Below are 25,294 nucleotides of genomic sequence, written 5' to 3'. Positions count from 1 at the left end.
GGAAGGCCCCGATGAGCTACCAGACAATTCTGCTCAGCCAGGAAGGTGGCATCGCCACCATCACCCTCAACCGCCCCGAGGTCATGAACGGGCTGAACGCCACGATGCGGCGCGAGATTGCGGCGGCCGTGACAGAGGCGAGCGCGGAGGCACGGGTGATCGTGCTGACCGGCGCGGGGCGCGGCTTCTGCTCCGGCCAGGATCTCGGCGACGCGAAAAGCCTGGATGCCGCCGACTTCGAGCGCGTCCTGCGCGAGGAGTACGAGCCGATGCTGAACGCGCTCTACGACTGCCCAGTGCCGACCATCGCCGCGGTCAACGGACCGGCGGCGGGCGCCGGGGCGAACCTGGCCCTGGCGGCGGACGTGGTCATCGCGGCGCATTCAGCGGTCTTCGTCCAGGCGTTCGCCCGCATCGGGCTGATCCCCGATGCGGGCGGCACCTATTGGCTGCCGCGTCAGGTGAGCTTCGCCAGGGCGATGGGCGCGGTGCTTTTTGCCGAGCCGATCACCGCTGAGCAGGCCGCGGCGTGGGGGATGATCTGGGAGGCGGTTCCCGATGCCGACCTCGCCGCCACGGTCCAGGCCCGCGCCATCCATCTTGCTGCGGGGCCGACGACCGCCTATCGGCTGGCCAAACAGGCGCTGCGCCGGGGCCTCGACAACCGGATCGACGAGCAGCTCGCGCTTGAGGCGCGGCTCCAAGCGGAGGCGGGCCGGAGCCACGACTTCCGCGAAGGGGTCATGGCCTTTCTGGGGAAACGGCCCGCGCGGTACCAGGGCCACTAGCGACTCGCGGCGGGCCCGCGGACAAACCGTGCGCGATGGTGCGGGACGGCGCGCATGCGTCAGTTAGTTGCCGATATCCCGGGGTGGGGAGCACGTCCAACTCTCAGAGCGAGGTTCGAACCGGCAGAATCGCTCGGAACCACGCTGGACGCGGACGCCCGGAGCCGCGGACCTTGCTTTCCATCTGCGGACACGCGTCCAGCCGCGATGTCTCCACCCTTCACTCGATGGTCCCACGGTGTCTGAGAGGTCCGCTTTCCGTCGGACTCCGCTCTCACTCACGCCCATCTACGGCAAGATCGAAAGCAGAGACCCTTCGTGATTGGTGAGTCGCTCCAGCACTTGCGGGTGACGCAAGGCGCGGACGGCTCGTGGTGGCCGGCGCACCGGCGCTCCTCCATGCTCAGCCTGGAGAACCCGTAGTCCTTGGTGCCGATTTGCACTCATGATGGGATTGCGCGATTTGGCAGCCACTTTAGGCACTTCCTGTGAGACTAAAGAACCTCCTGAGTCTCACAGGAAGTGCAAACGAACATGCGGTCCCATGTTGACTACGAACTGCCGTGCCTCGCTGATCCACTCGGGAGCGGCCTCCACCCAGCAAATTTTTTTCGGGTCCGTGATGCCAGGTCCGTCACGTGAAGTGCAGAGACACGGAACCGGTTTGGAAGATTCAAATGATCGAGTGCAAATCGACACCACTTCCCTCGCCAATATAGCGTGAGTCAAAGGGGTGTTGTCACGTTAACCGGCATTGGGCGCAATGAGGCACATGCCGCTGCCTGATGGGCTCAAGCGGTGACACAGGCCGCGGCTTTCCACTCAGCCATGGCGTTGAGGCGGTGAAGATGGGTGGCAAGAGCGGAGCGTCGGGAACGGGGTGGAACGAAGAGATTGCGAACGGCGGAGAAGACGGCCACGAACTTCTGCAGGCCTCCCGGGGATCGAAAGCCCTGCATCGCGTGCTCTCGTCGGCGTAAGGGCAGATGAGAATTCTCCGCCCGATTATTCAAACCCTTGTGCGAGCGATGCTCGACCGCTGGCATGATTTGGCGCCGGGCGGCAGCGTAGGAGCCGAGTTTATCGGTGATCATCCGCCGGGGTAGGCAGCCCTGCTTCCGCAAGAGACGCTTCAGCAAGCGCTTGGCCGCCTTGGTGTTGCCGCGTGCCTGAAGGATCTCCTCAAGCACGTAGCCGTCCTGATCAACAGCCCGCCACAGCCAGTGCTTCTGGCCGGCAATGGTTACCACGACTTCGTCGAGATGCCAAACGTCGCGGCGGCTCGGCGTCTTACGCTTGAGGCGGCGGGCGTAAGCCGGCCCGAACTTCAGCGTCCACCGGCGGACGGTCTCATAGGACACGACGATGCCGCGCTCGAGCAACATCTCCTCGACCAGCCGCAGGCTCAACGGGAACCGGAAGTACAACCAGACCGCATGGGCGATGATCTCAGGCGGGAAGCGATGGCGTTTGTAGCTGGTGAGCTTGCTCATGCCGGGCTATCTACACCGCTCGCTCTCATGTCCGAGTTAACGTGATGTCGTGGATGGCGCCCTCCACCAGCGTCAGATGTGCCAAAATAGACATGTTGAAGAACCGGAGAGGAACCCCTCATCATGCCAGAGATTGCCACGATCGGCCATGATATCGCAAAGAACGTCTTCCAGGTCCACGGCGTCGACAGAAGTGGAAAGATCGTCCTGCGCAAGGTGCTGTGGCGCAGCCAGGTTCCAGGTTTCTTCAAAACCCTTTCCCCTTGCCTGATCGGATTGGAGGCCTGCGCGACCGCTCATCACTGGGCGCGCACGCTCATGGCCTTCGGGCACGATGTCCGCTTGATCCCGCCCGCCTACGTCAAACCCTATCTGCGCCGACAGAAGAATGATGCCGCGGACGCGGCGGCGATCTGCGAAGCCGTCACACGGCCGTCGATGCGCTTCGTCCCGGTCAAGAGCCCGCAGCAGCAGAGCACCCTCATGCTGCATGGAGCCCGCGATCTTCTGATCGGGCAGCGGACGGCCTTGATCAATGCCCTGCGCGGTCACTTTGCAGAGCTGGGCATCGTGGTGGCGCAGGGCGCTCGCAACACGCGCCAGCTGATCGCCTATCTTCAGGACGAGACCAACCCGGATCTGCCGGATACGGCCCGGATAGCGCTCCAGCCTCTGGCAGCGATGCTGATGGAGATCGAGGCGCAGATTGCCAAGCTCGACAAGGCCATTCTGGCGGCCCACCGCAGCGATCCAGTCAGCACGAGGCTCGCCGGCATTCCGGGCATCGGCCCGATTGTGGCCTCTTGTCTCTCCTCCAGCATCCCGGACGCCAGCCTGTTCCAGGGCAGTCGGGAGTTTGCCGCCTATCTCGGCCTCGTGCCGCGGCAGCACTCAACCGGCGGCAAGCCGCGGCTTGGCTCCATCTCCAAGATGGGCAACCGGCATCTGCGCAAGCTGCTGGTCGTGGGAGCGCACGCGGCGCTCTACAGCATGAAGTCCGGCAAGACCAAGACGGTCTTGGCGGACTGGGCCCGGTCGCTTCTGGCCAAGAAGCCGTTCGAGGTGGTGGCCGTCGCGCTGGCCAACAAGATCGCCCGGATCGCCTGGGCGGTGATGGCCAGGAGCACGGCTTACCAGCCTGGGAACAAGGGAGCTGCCGCGCCGACGGCATCATACACGGCAGCTTAGATTATTCGCCCCTCGGGGCATCCAGTTGGCACGGTGATGATGAGATGATGTGAAGCCAAAGCGGACATGGACCGCCGGAACTGGCAAACCCGTGGTGTTGTCTTGCGCCAGTCGAGCGCGATAACGTGAAAGGGACCAGGTTCAGCGTAAAACATCAGGGCCTGTGGTCATGCAGCACCGCGCTTAAAGGCCGGAGACATGACCGCACCCGCCCCGCTAGGCCCAAACGTCATCAACAATCACATTGCCAAACGGGCGCCATCCAGACATGACAACACCCGCGCGACGATGACGAGCAGGACTTCTTCGTCGCCCGGGCCAAGCTGAACTTCAAGTTTGGCGCCTACTAAGATCGCCGCAGCAACAGCAGCTAAAGGGGCCCGGGATACCCCGGGCCATTTTGATTGCTGAATATGGCGCTCACAATGACCTCGACCTCGCCGGCGAATTCCTCAACCTTCTCTTGCCCGTTAATGCCGATCCGGCCCCAGTTGTGCACCAAGCGCACGGTTCCGAACACATCCCGCAAACTGGCGCTCTGCTCAACTTCCATGCGCTGGAGCGTGTATCTTCCAAATATGCTCAGATGACGCCGCATCCAGTTCCATAAAATCCTCCTGCGAATTACTCGGGTCATCATCTCAACCGCACGGATCCAAAACTTTAAACGCCCACTTGCGACGGACCCTTTTTGCGGCTGCAGGGTTTGGCCATCAGGGCGATCACGGTTGAGACCGATCCTGTGGCAGGTCAGGGGTGGGTCGCAGCAGACGCCGATAAATGTGCAGGATCCGGCCGTAGCATTCGCAGGTCCTCGCTTCGAGACCGGTCCAGTCGGTCACAGTGATGCTGCCGCGGTTCTGCCGGATCAGCCCAGCGGTCTGGAGGGTTTTGGTCACGGCGCTCACCGTGGAGCGTTGCACCCCCAGCATCTCGGCCAGGAACTCGTGCGTGAGCGGCAGCGTGTCCTGGCCGAGATGCAGGTGCAGCATGAGGATCCAGCGGCAGCAGCGCGCTTCCACCGGATGAACGGCATTGCAGGTCAGCAGTTGGAACGTGTGTGCGAGCAGGACCTTGCCATAGCCGGCAATCAACTGCCGCAGTTTGGGCCGGGCGTTCCTCACCTCCTCGAGGCGATCGACGGGGATGCGCGAGGCGGAGCCGGACATCTGCACGACATAGCGGCCAAAGGATTCCCGCGTGGTCGACGCACTCAGCAGGCCCATCACGGCCCCGCGCCCGAACACCCCCACCTCGACGGTCCGACCATCATTCAGGACATTCACGAGCGAGATTACGGCCCGGTGCGGAAAGTAGGCGTAGTGGATGACGTCACCGGGCTCATAGAGCACCTGTCCACGGGTCAGCGCGACGAGTTCAAGGTGAGGTGCGAGGAAGGCAAAGTCCTCCGGCGCCACAGCCGCCAGGAGTTGGTTCGTCTGTTCCTCGACTTTCATCGCCTGAGCCATGGCGACAGTCTCCCATCGCCCAGACCGCGCGTCCGGATGCCAATCATACCAGAACGGTCATGGATCCGACTGACGCAAGGGGTACGGCTCGGGGGAGAGACCATGATGCATTCCGGACACTGGAGATCATATCCAATGGACGAGATGTCCGAGTGATTGACCGAGAAGCCGCCGATCGGATTGGGGCTGCCAGCTCATTGGGACCTCCTCTCAGAAGTCGACACGGTCACCGCCCTTGAGGCCCAGCATGACGCGCGCCTCGTCCGGAGTAGCGATCTCATGGCCGAGCTCCTCTAGGATGCGGCGGATCTTGGACACCTGCTCGGCGTTGGAGGAGGCAAGCATGCCCTTGCCGATGTAGAGGCTGTCCTCGAGCCCGACCCGCACGCTTCCGCCCAGCAATGCGGCCTGAGTCGCGAAGTTCATCTGGTGGCGCCCAGCGGCGAGCACTGACCACTGATAGTTATCACCGAAGATCTTGTCGGCGGTGCGCTTCATGAACAGCAGGTTGTCGAGGTCAGCGCCGATCCCGCCCAGGATGCCGAAGATCATCTGCACAAAGAAGGGCGGCTTGAGCAGTCCCCGGTCCACGAAATGCGCCACGTTGTAGAGATGGCCGACATCGTAGCACTCGTGCTCGAAGCGGGTGCCGTGCTCCTCGCCGAGCATCTTCAGGATGCGCTCAATGTCGCGGAAGGTGTTGCGGAAGATGAAGTCGTCGGTATGGCGGAGATAGGGTTCCTCCCAGTCGAACTTCCAGTCCTTGTAGCGATCCGCCATCGGGTAGATGCCGAAGTTCATTGAGCCCATGTTCAGCGAGCACATCTCCGGCTTGGCGACGAGCGGCGCCGCGAGGCGGTCCTCGACCGTCATGTTCAGCCCGCCGCCGGTCGTGATGTTGATGATCGCGTTCGTCGATTGCTTGATACGCGGCAGGAACTGCATGAACACGTTGGGGTCCGGCGTGGGCCGGCCATCCTTCGGATCGCGCGCATGGAGGTGAAGGATGGACGCCCCGGCCTCCGCGGCGGCGATTGCCTCCCTTGCAATGTCCTCGGGGCGATACGGCAGCGCATCCGACATGGTCGGCGTGTGAATGCCGCCGGTCACGGCGCAGGTGATGATGATCTTCGCCGAAGGCTTCTTCGGCTTGGGGGCAGTTACGTCAGACAAGGCCTTCTCCTCCGGTGGGGCGGCTCAGTCCTCGAATGTAAATCGGCTCGGAAACGTTGACCCTCTCAGAGCAGGCGCAACCGGCTGAACATTCGAAACAAATAGCTATAACAGAGGGTCACAGTTGGCGCCGGTCGTGACCCTCTCACCCTGAGCAAAAACCGCAAGCCACTCGGAGGTCTGTGCGGAGCATGAGACGGAGTCTGGGTTCGAAGTTGAATGACACGTCAGACAACTTGACGGTGCCATCAGCAGATCTCGAACAGGCCGGCCGCGCCCATGCCGCCGCCAACGCACATGGTCACGACCACGTAGCGGGCACCGCGCCGCTTGCCCTCGATGAGCGCGTGACCGACGAGCCGCGCTCCCGACATTCCGTAGGGATGACCGATGGAAATGCCACCGCCATTGACATTGTAGATTTCGGGATCGATGCCCAGTTTGTCACGGCAATACAGAGCCTGAACGGCAAATGCCTCGTTCAATTCCCATAGGCCGATATCCTTGACGGACAATCCGTGCTGCTTGAGCAGCTTCGGCACGGCAAAGATCGGGCCGATCCCCATTTCCTCCGGATCGCAGCCGGCAACCGCAATCCCACGATAGATACCGAGCGGCTGCAGTCCTCGCTTTTCTGCCGCCCTGGCTTCCATGAGCAGGCTTGCCGAGGCGCCGTCTGACAGCTGTGAGGCATTTCCCGCCGTAATGTATCTGCCCTGAGCGACTTTCATGCCGCCACTGAGTACCGGCTTAAGGGCACTGAGACCCTCGAGCGTCGTGTCAGGGCGGTTGCCCTCATCGCGGTCGAGCGTCACTTCCACGCGACTCTCCGCGCCTGTCGCCTTGTCGATGACCTTCATCATGCTCTTCAGCGGGACGATCTCGGCATCAAAACGACCAGCCTTCTGGGCGGTCGCGGTGCGCTGCTGCGACTGCAGGGAAAACTCATCCTGACGCTCTCGCGAGACTCCGTACCGCTCAGCAACGATTTCAGCGGTCTCCAGCATCGTCATGTACAGGTCCGGCCGATGGTGAACCAGCCACGGGTCCTGGAAACGGTCGACATTCATCTTCGGCGCCTGAACGAGCGAGATCGACTCCACCCCGCCCCCGACGGTCACTGTCATGCCGTCGGCAATGATCTGCTTGGCGGCTATGGCGATCGCCATGAGGCCGGAAGCGCACTGGCGGTCAACGGACATGCCTGCGACAGATGTCGGCAGGCCGGCACGAATGGCTGCCTGCCGGGCGATGTTCATGTGCGTCGAGCCCTGCTGGATCGCCGCGCCCATAACAACATCATCAACTTCGCCTGGTTCGACACCCGCGCGGGACACAGCGTGAGCAATCACATGGCCACCAAGTTCCTGAGCCTGCGTGTCGTTGAACGCGCCGCGATAGGCCTTGCCGATCGGCGTGCGCGCAGTGGATACGATGACGGCGTCTCTCATGTCACTTCACCTTCTCGATCGGGTTGCCTGCCAGCGACCGCGCGGCGATCGTGGCGAATTTGTTGGTCTAGTCGAATGCGCTATCGAGGATACGTTCGCCTGACGTGTCAGTGATTTCAGCGATCCGGGCAGCGATGCGCTCGGGAGTTCGCTCCCCTTCCGGCAGAAACACGCCTTCGGTCTCGCGGATATGCGTGACAGCGAAAACGCCCGCCCCGGCGCCCATGATCATGCGTGATGGCGCCTGTTCGCTGACCAGATAGAGTACCGCTGGCGTGACCGTCTCTGGCGCAAGCAGCGCCGCGACCTCGTCCGAAACAAGGCCGACCGTCATCTGGGTCGCGGCCGTCGGAGCCAGGGTGTTCACGCGGATGTCGTATTTGGCACCTTCGATGTGCAGGACATTCATCAGCCCGACCATGGCCGCCTTCGCGGCACCGTAGTTCGCTTGGCCGAAATTCCCGTACAGGCCAGAGGCCGATGAGGTGAACAGGATGCGGCCGTAGCCTTGCTGCCGCATTTGATCCCAGACAGCTTGGGTGCAGTTGAAGGTGCCCATGACATGCACTTTCATGACCAGCGCGAAATCGACCGGATCGAGCTTGCCGAAACTCTTGTCACGCAAGATGCCCGCATTGTTGACGAGGATGTCGATCCGACCCCAGGCAGCGACGGCCTTCTCCACCATCGCGCGCACCTGATCCCCGTTTGCGACATCGGCCGCCGCCGCCATTGCCTCAGCACCCATGTCCGTGATTTCTGCGGCCACCGCCGCGGCAGCATCCCTGGAAATGTCACTGACCACAACCTTGGCGCCCGCTTTTGCAAGCCCGAGTGCATGGCTACGCCCAAGCCCAGCCCCGGCGCCGGTGACGATCGCCACCCTCCCTTGGAAGCCGCTCATTCTGAATCCTCCTTTTCCTGTGAAATGGTCAGCACGAGCCAGTCGGCGGCCAATGCCGGACGATGACTGCCCTCAATCTCGACCTCTACCGTGTAGTGGAACAGCGTCTGCCCTCCGCCGCGTGGCGTGACCTTGTCGAGCGTGAACCTGGCCCGGATTCGCGAACCCGAAGGGACAGGGTTGAGGAACCGGATCCGATCGAACCCATAGTTTAGGCTGGTCGTCACGCCGTCGATCTTGGGGAGGCCCGTCTCAGCCATCCGCGAAAGCAAGGAGAGCGACAGGAAACCATGCGCTATGGTGTCTCCGAACGGCCCCGACGCTGCAGCCTCCGGGTCGACGTGAATGAACTGCTGGTCCTCGGTAACGTCTGCGAAGCCGTTGATGCGGCTCTGATCGACCAAAAGCCAGTTTGAGATGCCGACTGAAGCGCCGACCAGTTCGTGCATCTCCGCAACTGTCCTGGACAGAACCGGACTGCTGGTCTGCACACTCATGCTTCATCCTCCCGGAACATGTGCTTCCGAGTCTGAACCGACAAGCCGCCATCGAGAGGCAGGATTGCGCCGGTGACGAAGCCTCCGCCTGCTCCGCACAGATAGAGAATGCTGGCTGCGAGGTCGTGGGGCTCTCCAATGCGCCCCACGGGAACTGTAGAAGCCGCATGTTCGCGCTTCGGTTCCTCTCCCAGCGCGAAGGCTGTCATACGCGTATTGAAGGGACCGGGGGCAATTGTGTTCACATTGACGCCGCGTTCGGCGAATTCGTTGGCTAGGATACGTGTTAGGTGATGCACGGCAGCCTTCGATGTCGCATAAGAATAGGCGCCGTCAGCCAGAGGCAAAGTCCCCGTCATCGAACCGATGTTGACGACCCGCGACGGATCGCCGGGTTTTGCGGAAGCGATGAGCATCGGCATCAGGTTGCGGGTCAGGGTGAACAGCCCGACGAGATTGACTGACAACACCTTTTCCCAGGCGGCCCAGTCAAACTTCTCGAAGGGAGCTCCCCAGGTCGTGCCGGCATTGTTGACCAGAATGTCGAGGCGCTCCGTGCGCTGGCGAACCTCCTGGGTCAGAGCGTTGACACCGGCTTCCGTCGCGACATCGCCGCCGAACCCCTCGCATGCGCCCTGGGCTGCCAGTTCATCCGCCACTTTCCGGCACTGATCGGCCTTGCGGGACGCGATCAGCACTCGTGCACCCGCGGCCACCAGCGTCTCGGCGCAAATCCTGCCAATTCCGGTCGCGCCGCCTGTCACCAGAGCGGTTTTGCCCCGCACAGAAAAGAGCGATTCCAGTTTTTTCAAAGTGCTCCTCCTTTAACGCTCCTAGAGTCTCGGATGAGAATAGTGGACTTGCACTTTTCGGAGTCCATCCGATGCTTCTTTCCTTGCTGAGCGAATCGTGCGGAGCATTTTCCGGCGATAGAAGTCGCTCTAGTAGCCGAGATGACGTGCCACACGGTCAGTATGGAAGGTGACGCTTCCAAGCCACTCCGCATCGACATGCGCATATTTCAGATAAAGGCCGATGTCGCATTCATCCGTCATGCCAATACCTCCATGCAGTTGGAGGCATTCCGCCGTGACACGACAGGCCACGTCGCTGGCTTTCGCTTTGGCTACAGCGGTCGTGAATGCCCGGTCAGTGGCCTCATCGTCGAAGGCTCTCATCGCCTTCAAGGTCGCAGACCATGCGTCCTCGATTTGGCAGTGGAGGTGCGCAGCCCGATGCTGGAGGGCCTGAAAGGACCCGATGGGGCGGCCGAACTGCTGGCGCTCCTTAAGATAGTCGAGCGTGCGCTCGAAAGCTGCCTCCGCCGTTCCACATAATCGAGCCGCTACACATATCCGACCTGCGTCGAGGACACGCTCGACGAGTTCCCTCGGGGCCTGTCCGCTCTTCAAGGAGAGCGGCGCGCCGGCCGGAATTCCTTCAAGATGCAGGTCGCAAACACGTCGCCCGTCGACGAGCTTGCGCACTTGGCGGATAAGCCCTTCGGGTATTCCCTCAACCAGGAACAGCAACGGCTCCTGGCCTTCATCATCGGCCGTTGCGGCGACAAACAGGGCATCGGCAATGTGTCCGTCCGGGACAGCCGCAAGGGTGCCAGTCAGGTTGTAGCCGTCTTTGCCGCGCCTGGCCTTCAGCCGCTGACCTTGTTGAATGCTGATATGTTCGACCGCTACTGCGACCGACGCGTCGCCGGTCGCGATCCGCGCCAACCGGTCCTCGGCCACTCCTTCAACGCCTGAGAGGGCCATCACCGACATGACGGAGGACGAGATGAACGACGACAAGACCAGTCGACGCCCCATCTCTCTGGCGACAATACCGGCACCTGTGACCCCGAGTTCGGAGCCGCCGCTTGCGACTGGCGCCGTAATACCTGACCACCCCAACGCACAGGCCTGCCGCCAGAACTCTGGATGATAGCCACGCATGTCAGCGCCATCGCGGATTGCACGTAGCGATGCGAGAGGCGAGCACTCCGAGATAAAGCTGCGTGCGCTGTCCTGCAGCATCTCTCGTTCTTCCTGGTTCATTGCTGCACTCCTCAGGCGGTAGGAAGTTGAAGAATGGACTTCGAGATGATCTCGAGCATGATCTCCGAGGTGCCGCCCTCGATTGAATTGCCACGGCTGCGCAGCCACAGTCCTGCTGCGCTGTCGGTCTCCAAGTTTTCATCCCAGGCGAGTGCGTCGACGCCGCCAAGTGACATCAGCAGTGCAAGCCGGCGCTTGTTCAGCTCGGTTCCCTGGTATTTCAGAACAGCCGAGCGCGCGCCGATCTCCCGCCCCGCATTGGCCTCGGCAATGTAGCGCTCCCTGGTTGCTTCGAATGCATAAGTGTCAACGGCAGCCTCGGCGATCCTGGCTCGAAGCAGCTTGTCGTGCAGCTCGCCGTTCTTGCTCGCTGCCTTGGCGGCTGCATCGTCCAACAAATGAACGTCGAATAGATTGCTGCCGCCGCTGGCGATCATCTCGCGCTCGTGGGTGAGCAGATATTTTGCGACATCCCACCCGCGGTTGAGCTCGCCCACGAGGTTTTCCTTCGGTACCCGCACGTCCTCCAGGAAGGTCTCGCAAAACGGTGATTTGCCGGAGATCAGGCGGATAGGACGCGCCGTTACGCCGGGGGTCTCCATGTCGAACAAGAGGAAGGAGATGCCCTGCTGCTTCTTGGCATCCGGATCCGTTCTGACCAGACAGAAGATCCAGTCGGCTTTGTCGGCGTAGGAGGTCCAGATCTTCTGTCCGTTGACAAGAAAATGATCTCCGTTGTCGACCGCACGGGTCCGCAGAGACGCGAGGTCCGAACCGGCGCCGGGCTCGGAATAGCCTTGGCACCAGCGAATCTCGCCCCGCGCGATTTTGGGGAGATGCTCGCGCTTCTGCGCCTCATTGCCGAACTTGAGCAATGCCGGCCCGAGCATCGAGATGCCGAAATTTTCCAACGGAGCACGAGCCCCGATGCGGTCCATTTCCTCCTGGAGGATGGCCGCCTCTTCGGGACTCAAACCTCCGCCGCCATACTCGCGCGGCCAAGTGGGGACGGTCCAACCGCGCGCGGCCATGCGCTCCAGCCAAAAGCGTTGCGCCTCGGAGGCAAAGGCCCATTGCCGTCCGCCCCAGCAGGTATCCGCCTCGCTGCGTTTGGACTGGCGCATCTCGTCCGGACAATTGACCTCCAGCCAATCTGCCACTTCCTTGCGAAATCGATCCATTTCCTTGTTCTCCCGATACCTTGCTGGCCGGCTCTCATCACGATGACAGGACCAAAACGAGTGCTCTCCGGCTGTCATGCGGCCCAAAGGAGCTGAAGCAGCGTCGCGGACCGGCGAGGGTGGAGGTGCCACCCTCGCCGATGCGCTTCGATCAGCTCTTCACGAGCGGACAGCCACCCTCGCTCATGGGGCGAAAGGCCTGTTCGGCAGGAATTGTGGCGATGACCTTGTAGAGATCCCACTCACCCTTGGATTCGCTCGGTTTCTTGACCTCGAAGACGTACATGTCATGGATCTTGCGGCCGTCCGGACGGATCCTGCCTTTTCCGAACAGGTCGTCTGTGGGCGTCTCCTTCATTTTGGCTATGACCTTCGTCGCATCCTTGTCCTTCAGGGCCTCGACGGCCTTGAGATAGTGAAGAACCCCGTCATAGACCCCGGCATGAACCATCGATGGTATCTTGCCACCGCTCTTGTCGACGAAGCGCTTCGTCCAGGCCCGGGCCCGGTCGTTCATGTCCCAGTAGAAACCCTCTGTCAGCACCAGGCCCTGAGCTGTCTGAAGACCAAGGGAGTGAACGTCTATGACCGTGGTCAGAAGCCCGGCGAGCTTCTGGCCGCCCTGGATGACCCCGAACTCGGCCGCCTGCTTCATCCCATTGACGAAGTCGCCGCCGGCATTCGCAAACCCAATGACCTTTGCTCCCGATGACTGCGCCTGGAGGATGAACGACGCGAAATCCTGGCCGGGGAAGGGATGCCGGACAGTGCCGAGCACCTTGCCGCCAGCCTTGGTGACCTTAGCCACGGCGTCACGCTCGAGCGCATGTCCGAACGCATAATCCGCCGTGAGGAAGAACCACGTGTCCGCTCCACGCTGGACCATTGCGGTGCTGGTACCGTTCGCCAGCGCCCAGGTGTCATAGGTCCAGTGAACGGTGTTGGGGGAGCATTGCGGCCCAGTCAGATCCGAGGTGCCACCGCCCGAGTTGATGAATATCCTGTTCCGCTCCCGCGTGATGGTATTGACCGCGAGCGCCACCGACGAGGTCGGGACGTCCAGGATGGCGTCAACGCCGTCCTGATCGTACCATTGCCGGGTAATGCTGGCGCCGATGTCCGGCCTGTTCTGATGGTCCGCCGCGACGATGTCGACCGTGATCCCCTTCTCGGCAGCCTTGAAGTCTTCAACGGCCATGCGCGCCGCTACGACAGAGCCCTCACCGGTCAGGTCGGAATAGACCCCCGATCGGTCGTTCAACACTCCAAGCTTCACGGATATCTGAGCATGGGCGGCTCCTGTCAGGGCCAGCCCCATGACAACACTACAGACAAAACTCAACCTCATCGTTTCCTCCATTTCCTGTTTCACCCGAACCAGACCGGATCCGGCAGTGCGTGAGAAAAAGGCTACGGTGTCATCGGGAACGGCCCGCTCCCATACCCCGGGAGTTCCGTTCGTGTTTTTATCCGTTGGTCCGACGACACTGCCCTCTGTTGCGTGGTGGTGGACATCGCCCTCAGACGAAAGCACTGAGGGCGATGATTGCGCGCTCCACCACAAGCGCGCTGACTTCATAGGCTCTTGCGCAGGAGCAGACCGCCTCGGCATCGGCCTTTGGCTCGACTACGGCGCGTAAAGATCTCGCAGGGCCCTCTTGTTGGTCTTGCCGACACTCGTTCGCGTGATCGCGGTCGTGAAGACGATTCGATCTGGCACAGCCCACTTGGAGATGATGCCCTTGTCGGCGTACGCGGCGATGTGGGCCTTGACGACCTTCTCGGTGAGGCTTTGCTCGTGGCCGGCCTTGGGGACGATGATTGCGAGCGGTCGCTCCCCCCATCTCGTATCCGGCACCCCGATGACCGCGACCTCGCTGACGCTTGGATGCTGAGAAAGGATGTCCTCGATCTCCAGAGACGAAATCCACTCGCCCCCGGTTTTGATCACGTCCTTCAGCCGATCGGTGATCTGCAAGTATCCAGCTGGGTCGATGTACCCGACGTCGTTGGTGTGCAGGTAAGCGCCCTGCCAGAGCGCCTCCGAATTTCCAGGGTCTTTGAAGTAGCCCTGCGTCAGCCAGGGCGCCCGCACCACGACTTCGCCGGTGCACTTGCCATCGTGCGGGACGTCGTTCATCTCGGGGTCGACGACCCGCAGGTCGACCAGGGGGAGAGGCAATCCCGTCCGGGTCCGGACGTCGATCTGCCGCTCGGCCGGGTCCTCGAGCATCGCGGGGGTGAGCTGCGCCAAGGTCAGGACGGGACAGGTCTCGGACATCCCGTAACCCGAGTAGATGTCGATTCCCCGATCGAGCGCGGCCTGGGCAAGACCCTTGGGCAGGGCCGAGCCGCCGATGATCATCGTCAGCCCCCGGAAGTCGACATTCGCGCTGGCCGGACAATTGAGAAGCATGTGGAGCAGGGTCGGGATGCAGTGGGAGAACGTCACCTTCTCGGTTTCAATCAGCTTGAGCAGCATTTCGGGAGCATAGCGGCCAGGATAGACCTGCTTGATGCCCAGCATGGTCGCGATGAACGGCAGCCCCCATGCGTGGACGTGGAACATGGGCGTGATCGGCATGTACACGTCGCTGCGATGGAGCCGCCCCTGCTCTGCCGCAGTGCCGAGGGCCGTCGCCGTGGCGAGCGTATGCAGGACAAGCTGGCGATGGCTGAAATACACACCCTTGGGCAGGCCGGTCGTGCCGGTGGTGTAGAAGGTCGTGGCGCGGGTGTTCTCGTCGAAGTCGGGGAAGTCATACTCGGCGGACGAGGAGGCGAGCAGCGCCTCGTACTCCGCGGCGATCTCGAGCGGGGTGGCGGGTACGTTGCCCTCGTCGACCATGACGATGATCGTTCTTACCCGCTCGATCCGGTCCCGGAGGCCCTCGATGAGCGGCAGGAAGTCGGCGTGGACCAGGAGAACGTCATCCTCGGCGTGATTGATCGTGTAGAGGATCTGTTCCGGCGACAGGCGGATGTTCACCATGTGGAGCACCGCGCCCATGCTCGGGACGGCGAAGTAACCTTCCAGGTAGCGGTGGCTGTCCCAGTCGAGCACGCCCACCGTGTCGCCCGGTCCAACGCCCAGGCTGGCGAGACCGTTGGCAAGCCGTCCGATCCGCTGCGCAAGCGTCCGATAATCGTAACGCACCAGGTCGCGGTACACGATCTCCTGGTCCGGAGCGTGCCGCAGCGGCGTGTGAAGCAGGTGCTTGATCAGCAGAGGATAGCCATAGGCGGACGGGGTGCTCTCGATCAGCTTCGTTGGCGCCGCTTGGTGAGCCGTGCCGGCTGCGTCGCGCGCCAGGGATTTGCCTGATATAGGCATGGTGCCAAACTCCCTTAATGCTGGCAGTTATGTTGTTTGACTTGCTGCCCGGGACCCTGTGGTCTCTTTCCCTGTTCGGATGCAGCTATTGTCTCGCCGTAAGCATGGCACCGAAGTCCGGACTGGAATTGCCAATATGCGCCACGTTGTTGGCAGAATGCGCCGTGGCGTAGTCTATTAGTTCTACCCGGAGCGTCTCTGGGCCATTGCTCCATGCCCGTGTTCCGTGCTCACAGCCGCTCGATGATTAGGGCGATGCCCCTGTCCTTTGCCGAAGGGTGGCGAGCCCATTGGGCCGCTGTTCGGATCGATCCTGTCGACGGCAGGCCGGAATTCATCGGCGACGGCGCATGAGTTGTCTCAATGCGCCGATTTTCTGATATTATACGCCAGGACCCCGGCGAGAGATTGCGGCATGCCCACACTCAAAATGGAAGCATTGGTCGATGGGATGGCTTGGTCTGGCTTTGACCACGCGGTACGGCACGCTCCCGGCGGCGCTGCAGCGGTCTTCCAGGCAATCGATGTTCCGCTCACCGTGATAGATCGCCCCGGGCAGAGAACGGCGTTCCGCAAATATGTTGCCTACTTTGAGGTCGCAGCTCACCTCACCGGCGATCCGCTATTCGGTCTCCGGCTGGGGGCGAGAACCCGGGCACTGCGCTCCGGCATCCCGGGCTATCTTTTGATGAACGCGCGCTATTTTCGCGATGCGGTCCGCGACCTCGCCTGGACACTGCCATCTCTTGTCGGAGGCGTTCTGGTTGAGCTGGTGGAGGACCGGGAGCCGCCGGCGTTCCTCTGGTCAATCATCGCGGACGTCGGCCCTGCCACGCAGTTCACGGGTCACTCCAGCGCGTATCTCGTACGGATGCTCCAAGCTCACCGGGGTCCATCCTGGCGACCGCTTCGGGTGCTCCACGCCATGCCGGAGCCCAAGCGTGCGGAACGATACCGTGAAATTCTGGGGTGTCCCGTCGTGTTCAACGCGCCGGTGAACGCAATTGAGTTTAGACGTGACGATCTCCGCGCCGAGAAGGCGGATGTTGATCCTCGCTTGCACGCGCTGCTATCGACTTACGCCCATTACCTCTCGGAGCGGGGGGCGGCCACCACCAATGTCAGCGACGCCATCCGTATGGCCATCCGCGACGGCATTGCCCTGGGTCGGGCCGATCTTCCCTTCGTCGCCGAGCGGCTCAGGATATCCCGGCGGAGTTTGCAGCGGGCGCTTGCCGAGCGCGGCCTGTCGTTCAGCGAACTGCGCGACGATGAGCGATTTGGGCTCGCCCGCTCGCTTCTGGAGAGCGGCAGCCAGCCGATCGGAGAGATCGCCGCAAGCCTCGGTTATGCCGAGGTGTCAGCGTTCTCGCGAGCATTCCGACATCGCTTCGGCGCAAGCCCGCGCTCAGTTCGCCGGCAGGCGAGTATTGGACCTGCGATCTTAGGGCCGGAGCAAGAGCTGCTCTCAAACACACGGTAACGGAGTACGTAGCAAGAACGTGGCCTCAGGAACCGAAGGAGAGACCGCCGCAATAGCTGAATACAGCTTTGACTTTGGCTTCTACGCCATATGCATGACTCAACAATTGCTAGAGAAGGGCACTGCTCCTCAAAGTGTCGCCTGTGAGGAGCGTTATTGTCCGGATAGGTTCGAGAAAGCGGGTCCACGCAATAGTTTCGAACAGGTATCCGATTGTCATCATGAAGACTGAAGAAGGCGGACGCCTGTGCAATGCATCGCGACCGTCACGGTCAGTCTGGACGTTGTCGTCAATATGACTTATGTGCAATGTGACCTTGGGACCTCGTTAGTTATGGCAAAAGTCAATCCAATCCGCCGCGCCGAAATCGGGCGCGAGAAGCGCGCGAGAACCCGTGCTCAGCTCATCGCTGCTGCCAACTCGCTTTATGCGAAGCAGGGGGTGGAATCCGTCACCGTCGACGACGTGGTCCGGGAGGCTGGGGTCGCGAAGGGGACATTCTACGTCCATTTCACCGGACTTGACGCCCTGAATGCAGCGGTCGCGGAGGAGTTGGTCAGGTCTTTCGACGAATTGCTGCAGCCAGTCAGGCTCTCCCTCGACGACCCCGCACTCCGTATTGCGTTCGGATGCAGCTCATTCATCGACAAGGCTCTCGACGACGCTCGATGGGGGGCGCTTACCTCAAAGTTCTTGTTGGCAAGTCCCAAATGGGGCGAGGTCGTCCGCCGCCGCCTCCTCGAGGACCTCCAGCAGCTCTCAAAGGGCTTGCCGCGCCGCGCGGCCTCTGTCGAGCTCAACCTCGAGATCGTCGTCGGGATCATTCTCCAGCTGATGCGCGCCCTCGGCCAAGGCAGGCTGTCATCCCAAGATCGCAACCCGTCTATCGGCGCAATCCTGCGGGCAATCGGTCTTGATGCCCGGCGGACGAAATCCGTTCTCGCGCACTTGCCGCCCCCTCAAAAGGACGCATCCCGGGCTAAACCAGGGCGCTCGACGTCGCAGCCGAAGCGCACGACCGCCAGCGCCGCCTGATCTCGCAGCCCCCAATTCCCTCAGACAACAATCTCCGTAATCTGTTCGCCGAGATCGAGTGAGCCATCGCGGCTCCAGATCCGTGCGTTGATGCGGTCGCCGGGTTTCAGATACTCGGGCCGGCGTCCCTGCGACTTGAGAAACATCTTCCAGAACCTGCGCTCAGGCAGCAATTGCAGCAAGCGCCGCAAGGGCGGGGGTGGGACGCGAAGCGCACAGCCGCTCGGCGTGCCCGTCAGGAGAACATCCCCGGGAGCGATGTTGGCGAAAGTGGACAATTCGGAAATCGTCTCGGCAGGCTTGAACACGAGAGCGGAGGTGTTGTCGCGCTGCCGCACCGTTCCGTTTACTGAGAGCTGGAGCTCCAGATCGTCAATTCTGGGAAACTCTTCTCTATCCAGAACGGTGAGCCAGGGGCCGATCGGACAAAAGCCGCGATAGCTCTTTCCCTTGAAGAATTGTGTCTGCGGCAACTGGACATCGCGCGCGCTGAGGTCGTTCGCGATCGCGACGGCGAAGACATAGTCGGCCAGCATGTCCGGGGTGATAGTCACTGCGGAGGAGATCGGCCGACGGAAGACCAGTGCAAGTTCGATCTCGTAGTCCAGCAGCTTCACATGGGGCGGTCGCGCGACTGCCTCATATGCCGAACCGATCGAAGCGTCGGACTTCGTGAAGAACATGTTGAACAGCTTAGCATCCGGATTCATACCGGATTCAATCATGTGCTGGCGGTAGTTCGCGCCCTGGCAATAAATCCGGCACGGGGTGGTGATCGGCGACAGGATCTGGATGTCGTTGATGCTGACGCTCGGCTTCCGCTCGCGTGCCTGACGCCAATCGTCTTCACCCCGTTCGATCAAGGCGGCAGTGGTGGGATAATTGTCGGCGAGCGGTGTGATCTGCTCTCCCGACGCAACCCCCCACCACGCTCTGTCCTGCTTCATGAATCGTACAAGATTAATAGTCATATTTTCCTCCCTTGATCGTCTGCCCATAGATCGCGCCGTTGTCCTCTCGTGCGTCCCAACATACCAAACCGCGGCGCGCGATGCCGTAGGGTTCAATCTCATATTGACCATCTAGTCGTTTTGACTATCATGTTCAAGTATCTGCTGGCGGCTAACACGCCAGCGGGAGGAAACAAAAATGACAATGGAGCCTATCGTCCAGCCAACGCCGTTGGCCGAGGTCGACGTTGACGTTATCGGAGCAGGGCCCGTCGGGCTGATGATGGCGAATCTGCTTGGTCTTTCAGGTTTGGAAGTCGCTCTTCTCGAAGGCAGCGGAGGTCTTCGCGGCATCCCGCGGGCCATTGCCTATGATGCCGAGACGTTGCGGTCCTTCTCGATAGCCGGTCTTCTCGACGAGATCGCGCCCGAACTCGTCCAAAGTCCGCATGTTCGCCACGTCAATGCCCGCGGCCGTACCTTGATGGAAATGGATTTTCCCGCTCGTGGGTCTCACGGTCATTCCCCTTTGGGCATCTTCTATCAGCCGCAGTTCGAGAGAGTCCTGTTTCATGGATTATCGAGGTTCGCCAACGTCAGGGCGTTGTTCGAACACATGGTAACGGGTCTGCAGCAACATCGTGATCACGTGGTCTTAATGGTGTCGACGCCGGATGGGATGCGCACTCTTCGGGCGAAGTTCATCGTCGGGTGTGACGGCGGCACAAGCCAGGTGCGCGACATGCTTGGTTCGACACTCGTCGGCTCGACCTTCGCGCAGCACTGGCTCGTCGTCGATGCGCTTGTACAGGATCACGCTGTCAAGCAGATAAGCTTCCACTGTGACCCGCGGCGCCCTCGTGTCGAAATCCCAGCCGTTGGTGATCGCGTCCGCTGGGAATTCATGCGTCTTCCTAACGAGCGCCAGGAAGAGTTGCTGGAGGAAGACAGGATCCATTCGCTGATCGCCGACAATTTTGGACACCGTTCATTCCGGATCGAACGGAAGGCGGTCTATACTTTTCACGCCCGCGTCGCGGATTGCTGGCGCAACAATCGCGGGTTCCTCGCCGGCGACGCCGCTCATCTGATGCCGCCCTTCGCGGGCCAAGGCATGAACAGCGGGATCAAAGATGCGGTCAATCTCGCTTGGAAGATAGCCTATGTCGTCAAAGGGCTCGCGCCGACCGCATTCCTCGATAGCTACGAGGCCGAACGAGCCCCCGTGGTGCGCCGATTAGTCAACGTATCCCGCCGTCTCGCCTTCGTCATCATGCCGACAAACCGGGTTGTCGCCATGGCGCGGGACTACATCTTCGCCTGCCTCAACATGTCGCGCCGTTTTCGGGCCTTCATCCGTCGTGGCGGCGTGCTGCCGCCGCCCGCTATCGGCCGCAGCGTGCTGACCGCCGGAACCAGGGATCCGTTGATCGGTCAGATGATGCCGCAACCTTGTGTTCAATCAACGCAGGGAGCGGCGCCGTTGGACACGTTTCAGGACTGCCACCAGTGGCTGGCGCTCGGTATCGGGGCCGATCCGATCAGCATGCTGTCTCCGCGCGATCTCTCAATCCTCGAAGCTCTTGGCACACGCTTCGTCTGCCTGAACGGCCACGATGAGCGCATCTCGGCAACGTCGCTACGATGCGATGACCCATCCTTTGCGGCGTGGGTGAAACGTCATGGCGTCCGCGCGCTTCTCATCCGGCCCGACCGCTTCATCGCCGCGCGCCTCGATCCGCAGACGCGGGATCTGACTGTCCTGAACATGTTCGCCGCGTGCAGCCGCGAGACTGCCCGTCGGATTGCAGCCTAGCCCGGAAGGAATTGCCGATGTCTCTCCAAACTACAGTCAAGCATGGCCCCGGCAGCATCGAGTTGCCGCGCGGTCCTTCTCCGCTGGTGAAGGCACACGAACTTCTATTTGCCCATTTTGAACGTCCCGACCTCGACAAAGCCGAGGCTTACCTCTGCGACTTCGGGCTGGTTCGCGCTGAAAAGAGTGACAACGAGTTGTTCATGCGGGGCGCCGGGCCGAAACCCTATATCTACCGGATAACGCGCGGGCCTCGGGCCCGCTTCCTCGGTCTCGGCCTTTCGGTCTCGGAGGCGGAGAATCTCGAAACGCTGGCCAAAGCTTTTGGCAGCCGCGTGGAGTGTGCTGGCGGACCGGGCGGCGGGTTTGTCGTGCGGCTTCGCGATCCTCAAGGCATTGAGGTGGAGGTCTTGCATGGAATGACGCCAAGCACGCCTTTGCCGGTCCGTCCACCGATCCAGCACAATGCCCCAACACATATCGTTCGCGTCAACGATACCCAGCGTCCGAAGTTCGAGCCGCCGCAGGTCACGAAGCTCGGGCACCTCGTCCTGGAAACGCCGGACTTCGATCGAAGCGTGCGTTGGTACATAGACACATTCGGCTTCATCCCGTCCGATGTGATGTGCCTGCCCGACGGTACGCCGATCGGCTCCTTCATGCGTTTGGATCGTGGCGCTGAACCCACGGACCATCACACCCTCTTCGTTTCCACGGGCTTGGAGTCGAAGGTCGATCACGTGGCATTCGAAGTCATTGATCTCGACGCGGTGGAAATGGGCCAACAGGTGATGATGGCGAACAGCTATAGGCATGCCTGGGGCGTCGGCCGCCATCTCCTCGGGAGCCAGATTTTCGACTACTGGCGCGATCCGTGGGGCCAGAAGCACGAACATTATGCCGATGGCGACCTGTTCGATGCAGACCAACCACCTGGATACCACCTGATGGATCGAGAGGGGCTTTACCAGTGGGGGCCTGACCTGCCGGATGATTTCATCGATGCCCGGCTGACCGCGCGGCGTCTGTGGAACCTGCTCAAGATAGCGGCCAACGACAGGGCACGCTTCAGACGGATGCTTGCCCTGAAGGACAGCCTATCGAGGCCCAGCCGCAAGTGGCAGCGTTGACGGTGCTAGCGCTGCCGCGACCTCATCCGTTGTTCTTCATTGCTGGATAGGAAAGCTGTTCGATGCCGATCCGGAATCTCGCCGATATTGAAGCCATCGAGACGCAGCCGCTCGCAGACCGCGGCTTGCCTCAGACGACATACGAGGCGCTCGCCGCCGCCGCCAAACGCACGCCCGACGCCAGGGCACTGTCCTTCTTTCTGACGCCCGATAGCTTTGAGCGCGTATTCACGTGGACCTATGCCGAATTGCTGGCCGACGTGACCCGAGTTGCAAACGCGTTTCATGCATTTGGCGTTAGTGCCGACCACCCGGTCGCCTTCGTGCTGCCAAACCTGCCCGAAACCCACTTCACGATCTGGGGAGGCGAAGCGGCCGGCGTAGCATTCGCTATCAATCATCTGCTGGAGCCCAGCCTGATCGCGGAGCTGTTGCGCGCCGCACGCGTGCGGGTGCTGGTGACCTTGGCGCCTGCGCCCGGCCTGGATCTGTGGACGAAGCTCGCGCCGCATGTTCAGACGCTGCCGGACCTTCGGGTCGTCGCCTGGGTTGATCTCTCGCCATATGCGGGAGACGCGGCGGGTCCGCCCCGAGACGGGGAGCCGAGGCCGCCTGCATCCGGTCTCGAAATCGTCGACTTCCGTCGGGCACTGCAGGAACAGCCGTCGGATCGGCTCGTCGCACCGCGGGGAATCTCTCAAGCCTCGAGCTCGTCCTATGTCTGCACCGGCGGAACCACAGGATTGCCCAAGATTGCGGCCCGCACGCACGGCAACGAAGTCTTTGATGCCTGGGCCCTCGCCCAGATCCTCGGCCCCAGCGCTACACAGCGCACCTTTTTCTGCGGGTTACCGCTCTTCCATGTCAACGCGCAGATCGTCACCGGACTACTGCCGTGGATGCAGGGCGATCACGTCGTGCTCGGTACGCCCGAGGGTTACCGAGGCAAGGGGCTCATCACACGGTTCTGGGAGATCGTTTCCCGCTTCCGCGTCTCAATGTTCTCCGGAGTGCCGACGATCTATGCCCCACTGCTCGACCTGCCGATCGGGGACAACGACGTCTCGAGCCTTGAGTTCGCGCTGTGTGGCGCAGCACCCATGCCGGCCAAGCTGATCGAGAGCTTCGAGGCCAAGACCGGAATCAAGATCCTTGAGGGCTACGGACTGACCGAAGGCACTTGTGCTTCATCGGTCAACCTGCCGGAAGGCGAGCGGCGCGCAGGCTCAATTGGAATGCGCATTCCCTATCAGCAGATGCGTGCTGTCATCCTCGACGATGACGGGCGTTTCCTGCGCATGGCGGAAATCCACGAGACCGGAACACTTGCGATCAAAGGTCCAAACGTCTTCTCTGGCTATCTGGATGCCGAACACAACAAGGACGTGTGGATCGACATCGAAGGGGAGCCTTGGCTCAACACCGGCGATCTCGGCCGGCAGGACGAAGATGGACGTTTCTGGCTCTCGGGCCGGCGCAAGGAACTTATCGTCAGAAGTGGACACAACATCGATCCGAAACTGATCGAGGATGCTTTGCTCCGGCATCCGGCTGTTGCATTGGCCGCAGCAATCGCCCGCCCCGACGCTTATGCGGGCGAAATCCCGGTGGCCTATGTACAAACGCAGCCCGGCACGATGGTCACCGGCCAGGAGCTGCTCGACTTTGCGACGGCGAGCATCCCCGAACGCGCTGCGGTTCCCAAGCAGGTGAAGGTCGTGCCGGCGCTGCCGATGACAGGTGTCGGAAAGATCTTCAAGCCGGCGCTGCAGCAGCTTGAGATCGAGACCGTCGTCCGTGCCGAGGCGCTGAACACCGGCGCGACCATTGCCGAAGTCGAGCATGTTCGGGATGCGCGGGGAGCACACGTGATCCGAGTCAGGACCGATGCGGGAGTAACGGCGCTGCGATCGGCGCTCGACCGCTATGCATTCAAGTCGGAGGTGCTGGAAGGGACCATCAGCCCATCCACTGGTGAAGAGGCGAAGTCATGAGCATGGCAACAGCCAACGCGGCGATGTGTCTCGACCCCAGCGGTCGCGGCGGATTCATGATGAGGCAGGTCCCTCGTCGAAAGCCCGCGGCCGACGAGGTCGGGGTCGCCGTAGCGGCAGCCTCAGTCAATCCGATCGACGTGCACCGCGCCCAAGGCTATGGCCGACGGCTGCTCTCGCTTCTTGGTGCCGGCAAGTTTCCGATGGTGCTCGGCAACGACCTTGCCGGCACTGTCACGGCCCTGGGCACTGGAGTGTCAAGGTTCAAGGTCGGCGATCGCGTCTACGGAGTGAAGCCAACCTCAGCGGAGGGGACCCATGCCAGCCATGTCCAGGTCAAGGCGAACTACCTGTTGCCTGTACCCGAAGAGCGGGATCTTCTTGCACTCGCCGCGCTTCCCTACTGCTTTGTAACGATGTGGCTGGCAACCTTCGGAGCGGGGCTCACGCGGGAGAATGCGTCCGAAAAGAGCGTGCTGGTCCACGGTGCCGCTGGGAGCCTCGGAACGCTGGCGTTGCAGATGCTGTCCGAATGGGGCGCAAAGGTCACGGCGATCGCCCGGCCCTCTACCTTCGACGCCTGCATCGGCGCTGGGGCTGCCGATGTGGTCGACTGCACGAAGAAGCCGTTTTCTTCACTCGGCCGCTCGTTTGATGCGACGCTCAACTTCGCTACGTGGGACGATGATCTCTCGCTGCTCGGCTGCCTACGCGACCGCGCGCTCGGTCATGCAACGACGGTGCATCCGATGCTGCGAAACTTCGACGAACTCGGCTGGGTGCGCGGGGGGCTGAGGACCATCTCTGACAAAAAGCGTCACCGGAGCGCTCTGCCCAAAGGCATCAAGCATTACGCATGGACCGTCTTCCGTCCGGATGAGGCGGCACTGTCCGAACTGAGCCGGCTTGTCGAACAGAACTGTGTCAGCCTTCCCATCGGACTCCTCAAGCCATTCGAAGAAGCAGCCGAGGCTTTCGACCACGTCAGGAAGGGTAAGCCAGGGCGCGCGCTTCTCACGCCCTGATGCTACGCAAGTCTTAGAGTTCGTACGAGGCGTTCAGCCCTAATGCATCGTATGGAACTGGAACTCCGCACGATGCGCTCCTCCTGGACGGGAGCATCGGACCAATCCCAAACGGGAATCCATTTTTCTCGTTCGATCATCCTCCAGAAAGTTGATCACGGCTGGATCGCCGGTTTTCCAGCGAACACGATCTCGGTTCGGATCTCCACTGCGATTCTCGGGGTCCGGTCCTCAAACCGGTTCCTCATTGCACACCTTGGGCAGTCATGAGGCAGTGCGGGGCTGGCACTTGAAGCGATATCGTTTCGATATCATAACCTGCAAGACAATA

At 61.6% G+C, this 25,294-nt stretch carries 21 protein-coding genes; 8 read left to right on the top strand and 13 right to left on the bottom strand.

Annotated elements, in window-relative coordinates:
- Positions 1-11 precede the first annotated feature (11 nt).
- Complete coding sequence (locus tag BB934_RS37400; protein ID WP_099514781.1) at positions 12-788, top strand: enoyl-CoA hydratase-related protein; 777 nt, start codon at positions 12-14, stop codon at positions 786-788.
- 791 nt (positions 789-1,579) lie between these two features.
- On the opposite strand, the gene BB934_RS37395 is transcribed toward BB934_RS37400, so the two are convergent.
- A complete protein-coding gene (locus BB934_RS37395) occupies positions 1,580-2,281 on the bottom strand; it encodes an IS6 family transposase (protein WP_099514780.1) in 702 nt (233 codons plus the stop codon).
- 123 nt (positions 2,282-2,404) lie between these two features.
- Here BB934_RS37395 and BB934_RS37390 point away from each other — a divergent pair, with 123 nt between their 5' ends.
- Positions 2,405-3,469, top strand: a complete 1,065-nt coding sequence (locus tag BB934_RS37390) for an IS110 family RNA-guided transposase (protein ID WP_099514779.1) — start codon at positions 2,405-2,407, stop codon at positions 3,467-3,469.
- A gap of 370 nt (positions 3,470-3,839) precedes the next feature.
- Here BB934_RS37390 and BB934_RS37385 read toward each other — a convergent pair whose 3' ends face one another.
- The 11 genes from BB934_RS37385 to BB934_RS37335 all read right to left on the bottom strand — a co-directional run bounded on the left by BB934_RS37385 (position 3,840) and on the right by BB934_RS37335 (position 15,529).
- The gene (locus BB934_RS37385; protein ID WP_237050566.1) at positions 3,840-4,022 is read right to left on the bottom strand and encodes a WGR domain-containing protein; all 183 of its coding nucleotides are present in this window, start codon (positions 4,020-4,022) and stop codon (positions 3,840-3,842) included.
- A gap of 169 nt (positions 4,023-4,191) precedes the next feature.
- Positions 4,192-4,938 (bottom strand): Crp/Fnr family transcriptional regulator, encoded by a 747-nt coding sequence (locus tag BB934_RS37380; RefSeq protein WP_099514778.1) that lies wholly within the window; start codon positions 4,936-4,938, stop codon positions 4,192-4,194.
- 210 nt (positions 4,939-5,148) lie between these two features.
- Positions 5,149-6,111, bottom strand: a complete 963-nt coding sequence (gene kce, locus BB934_RS37375; protein WP_099514777.1) for a 3,5-dioxohexanoate:acetyl-CoA acetone transferase — start codon at positions 6,109-6,111, stop codon at positions 5,149-5,151.
- 248 nt (positions 6,112-6,359) lie between these two features.
- On the bottom strand, positions 6,360-7,562 hold the full coding sequence (locus tag BB934_RS37370; protein WP_099514776.1) for an acetyl-CoA C-acyltransferase: 1,203 nt from the start codon (positions 7,560-7,562) through the stop codon (positions 6,360-6,362).
- A 67-nt stretch (positions 7,563-7,629) separates the two neighbouring features.
- Entirely contained in the window at positions 7,630-8,466 is an 837-nt protein-coding gene (locus tag BB934_RS37365; protein WP_099514775.1) for an SDR family NAD(P)-dependent oxidoreductase, read from the bottom strand.
- A complete protein-coding gene (locus BB934_RS37360) occupies positions 8,463-8,915 on the bottom strand; it encodes a MaoC family dehydratase (RefSeq protein ID WP_237050565.1) in 453 nt (150 codons plus the stop codon). The genes BB934_RS37365 and BB934_RS37360 overlap by 4 nt, the downstream gene beginning before the upstream one ends.
- A gap of 44 nt (positions 8,916-8,959) precedes the next feature.
- The gene (locus BB934_RS37355; RefSeq protein WP_099514773.1) at positions 8,960-9,775 is read right to left on the bottom strand and encodes an SDR family oxidoreductase; all 816 of its coding nucleotides are present in this window, start codon (positions 9,773-9,775) and stop codon (positions 8,960-8,962) included.
- Positions 9,776-9,904: 129 nt separating this feature from the next.
- Positions 9,905-11,014, bottom strand: coding sequence for an acyl-CoA dehydrogenase family protein (locus tag BB934_RS37350; protein WP_099514772.1), 1,110 nt, complete (start codon positions 11,012-11,014; stop codon positions 9,905-9,907).
- 11 nt (positions 11,015-11,025) lie between these two features.
- The gene (locus tag BB934_RS37345; protein ID WP_099514771.1) at positions 11,026-12,195 is read right to left on the bottom strand and encodes an acyl-CoA dehydrogenase family protein; all 1,170 of its coding nucleotides are present in this window, start codon (positions 12,193-12,195) and stop codon (positions 11,026-11,028) included.
- Positions 12,196-12,346: 151 nt separating this feature from the next.
- Positions 12,347-13,543, bottom strand: coding sequence for an ABC transporter substrate-binding protein (locus BB934_RS37340; RefSeq protein WP_418294807.1), 1,197 nt, complete (start codon positions 13,541-13,543; stop codon positions 12,347-12,349).
- A 279-nt stretch (positions 13,544-13,822) separates the two neighbouring features.
- The gene (locus BB934_RS37335) at positions 13,823-15,529 is read right to left on the bottom strand and encodes a fatty acid--CoA ligase (protein ID WP_099514769.1); all 1,707 of its coding nucleotides are present in this window, start codon (positions 15,527-15,529) and stop codon (positions 13,823-13,825) included.
- Between the two features lie 415 nt (positions 15,530-15,944).
- Between BB934_RS37335 and BB934_RS37330 the strand changes: the two genes are divergently transcribed.
- On the top strand, positions 15,945-17,012 hold the full coding sequence (locus BB934_RS37330) for an AraC family transcriptional regulator (protein ID WP_099514768.1): 1,068 nt from the start codon (positions 15,945-15,947) through the stop codon (positions 17,010-17,012).
- 334 nt (positions 17,013-17,346) lie between these two features.
- Positions 17,347-18,048 carry a TetR/AcrR family transcriptional regulator gene (locus BB934_RS37325; protein ID WP_099514878.1) on the top strand — a complete coding sequence of 234 codons (702 nt, stop codon included), beginning with the start codon at positions 17,347-17,349 and terminating at the stop codon, positions 18,046-18,048.
- 20 nt (positions 18,049-18,068) lie between these two features.
- Here BB934_RS37325 and BB934_RS37320 read toward each other — a convergent pair whose 3' ends face one another.
- Positions 18,069-19,019, bottom strand: a complete 951-nt coding sequence (locus BB934_RS37320; protein WP_099514767.1) for a fumarylacetoacetate hydrolase family protein — start codon at positions 19,017-19,019, stop codon at positions 18,069-18,071.
- A gap of 178 nt (positions 19,020-19,197) precedes the next feature.
- On the opposite strand from BB934_RS37320, the gene BB934_RS37315 reads away from it, so the two are divergent.
- From BB934_RS37315 to BB934_RS37300, 4 genes are all read left to right on the top strand, one after another.
- A complete protein-coding gene (locus BB934_RS37315; protein WP_099514766.1) occupies positions 19,198-20,814 on the top strand; it encodes a bifunctional 3-(3-hydroxy-phenyl)propionate/3-hydroxycinnamic acid hydroxylase in 1,617 nt (538 codons plus the stop codon).
- Positions 20,815-20,831: 17 nt separating this feature from the next.
- Positions 20,832-21,944 carry a VOC family protein gene (locus BB934_RS37310; protein ID WP_099514765.1) on the top strand — a complete coding sequence of 371 codons (1,113 nt, stop codon included), beginning with the start codon at positions 20,832-20,834 and terminating at the stop codon, positions 21,942-21,944.
- Between the two features lie 62 nt (positions 21,945-22,006).
- A complete protein-coding gene (locus BB934_RS37305; RefSeq protein ID WP_099514764.1) occupies positions 22,007-23,938 on the top strand; it encodes an acyl-CoA synthetase in 1,932 nt (643 codons plus the stop codon).
- On the top strand, positions 23,935-24,963 hold the full coding sequence (locus BB934_RS37300) for an alcohol dehydrogenase catalytic domain-containing protein (RefSeq protein WP_099514763.1): 1,029 nt from the start codon (positions 23,935-23,937) through the stop codon (positions 24,961-24,963). The genes BB934_RS37305 and BB934_RS37300 overlap by 4 nt, the downstream gene beginning before the upstream one ends.
- Positions 24,964-25,294 lie beyond the last annotated feature (331 nt).

The organism is Microvirga ossetica (assembly GCF_002741015.1).
GTDB lineage: Bacteria > Pseudomonadota > Alphaproteobacteria > Rhizobiales > Beijerinckiaceae > Microvirga > Microvirga ossetica.
The sequence above is the reverse complement of the archived record's forward strand: the minus strand, read 5'-3'. Positions and strand labels throughout refer to the sequence as shown.

What these genes read in the sequence shown, in the direction of transcription:
- BB934_RS37400 (WP_099514781.1), top strand. Translation starts at nt 12, where the DNA reads ATGAGCTACCAGACAATTCTGCTCAGCCAGGAAGGTGGCATCGCCACC.
- BB934_RS37395 (WP_099514780.1), bottom strand. Translation starts at nt 2,281, where the DNA reads ATGAGCAAGCTCACCAGCTACAAACGCCATCGCTTCCCGCCTGAGATC.
- BB934_RS37390 (WP_099514779.1), top strand. Translation starts at nt 2,405, where the DNA reads ATGCCAGAGATTGCCACGATCGGCCATGATATCGCAAAGAACGTCTTC.
- BB934_RS37385 (WP_237050566.1), bottom strand. Translation starts at nt 4,022, where the DNA reads ATGGAAGTTGAGCAGAGCGCCAGTTTGCGGGATGTGTTCGGAACCGTG.
- BB934_RS37380 (WP_099514778.1), bottom strand. Translation starts at nt 4,938, where the DNA reads ATGGCTCAGGCGATGAAAGTCGAGGAACAGACGAACCAACTCCTGGCG.
- BB934_RS37370 (WP_099514776.1), bottom strand. Translation starts at nt 7,562, where the DNA reads ATGAGAGACGCCGTCATCGTATCCACTGCGCGCACGCCGATCGGCAAG.
- BB934_RS37365 (WP_099514775.1), bottom strand. Translation starts at nt 8,466, where the DNA reads ATGAGCGGCTTCCAAGGGAGGGTGGCGATCGTCACCGGCGCCGGGGCT.
- BB934_RS37360 (WP_237050565.1), bottom strand. Translation starts at nt 8,915, where the DNA reads ATGCACGAACTGGTCGGCGCTTCAGTCGGCATCTCAAACTGGCTTTTG.
- BB934_RS37350 (WP_099514772.1), bottom strand. Translation starts at nt 11,014, where the DNA reads ATGAACCAGGAAGAACGAGAGATGCTGCAGGACAGCGCACGCAGCTTT.
- BB934_RS37345 (WP_099514771.1), bottom strand. Translation starts at nt 12,195, where the DNA reads ATGGATCGATTTCGCAAGGAAGTGGCAGATTGGCTGGAGGTCAATTGT.
- BB934_RS37340 (WP_418294807.1), bottom strand. Translation starts at nt 13,543, where the DNA reads ATGAGGTTGAGTTTTGTCTGTAGTGTTGTCATGGGGCTGGCCCTGACA.
- BB934_RS37335 (WP_099514769.1), bottom strand. Translation starts at nt 15,529, where the DNA reads ATGCCTATATCAGGCAAATCCCTGGCGCGCGACGCAGCCGGCACGGCT.
- BB934_RS37330 (WP_099514768.1), top strand. Translation starts at nt 15,945, where the DNA reads ATGCCCACACTCAAAATGGAAGCATTGGTCGATGGGATGGCTTGGTCT.
- BB934_RS37325 (WP_099514878.1), top strand. Translation starts at nt 17,347, where the DNA reads ATGGCAAAAGTCAATCCAATCCGCCGCGCCGAAATCGGGCGCGAGAAG.
- BB934_RS37320 (WP_099514767.1), bottom strand. Translation starts at nt 19,019, where the DNA reads ATGACTATTAATCTTGTACGATTCATGAAGCAGGACAGAGCGTGGTGG.
- BB934_RS37315 (WP_099514766.1), top strand. Translation starts at nt 19,198, where the DNA reads ATGACAATGGAGCCTATCGTCCAGCCAACGCCGTTGGCCGAGGTCGAC.
- BB934_RS37310 (WP_099514765.1), top strand. Translation starts at nt 20,832, where the DNA reads ATGTCTCTCCAAACTACAGTCAAGCATGGCCCCGGCAGCATCGAGTTG.
- BB934_RS37305 (WP_099514764.1), top strand. Translation starts at nt 22,007, where the DNA reads ATGCCGATCCGGAATCTCGCCGATATTGAAGCCATCGAGACGCAGCCG.
- BB934_RS37300 (WP_099514763.1), top strand. Translation starts at nt 23,935, where the DNA reads ATGAGCATGGCAACAGCCAACGCGGCGATGTGTCTCGACCCCAGCGGT.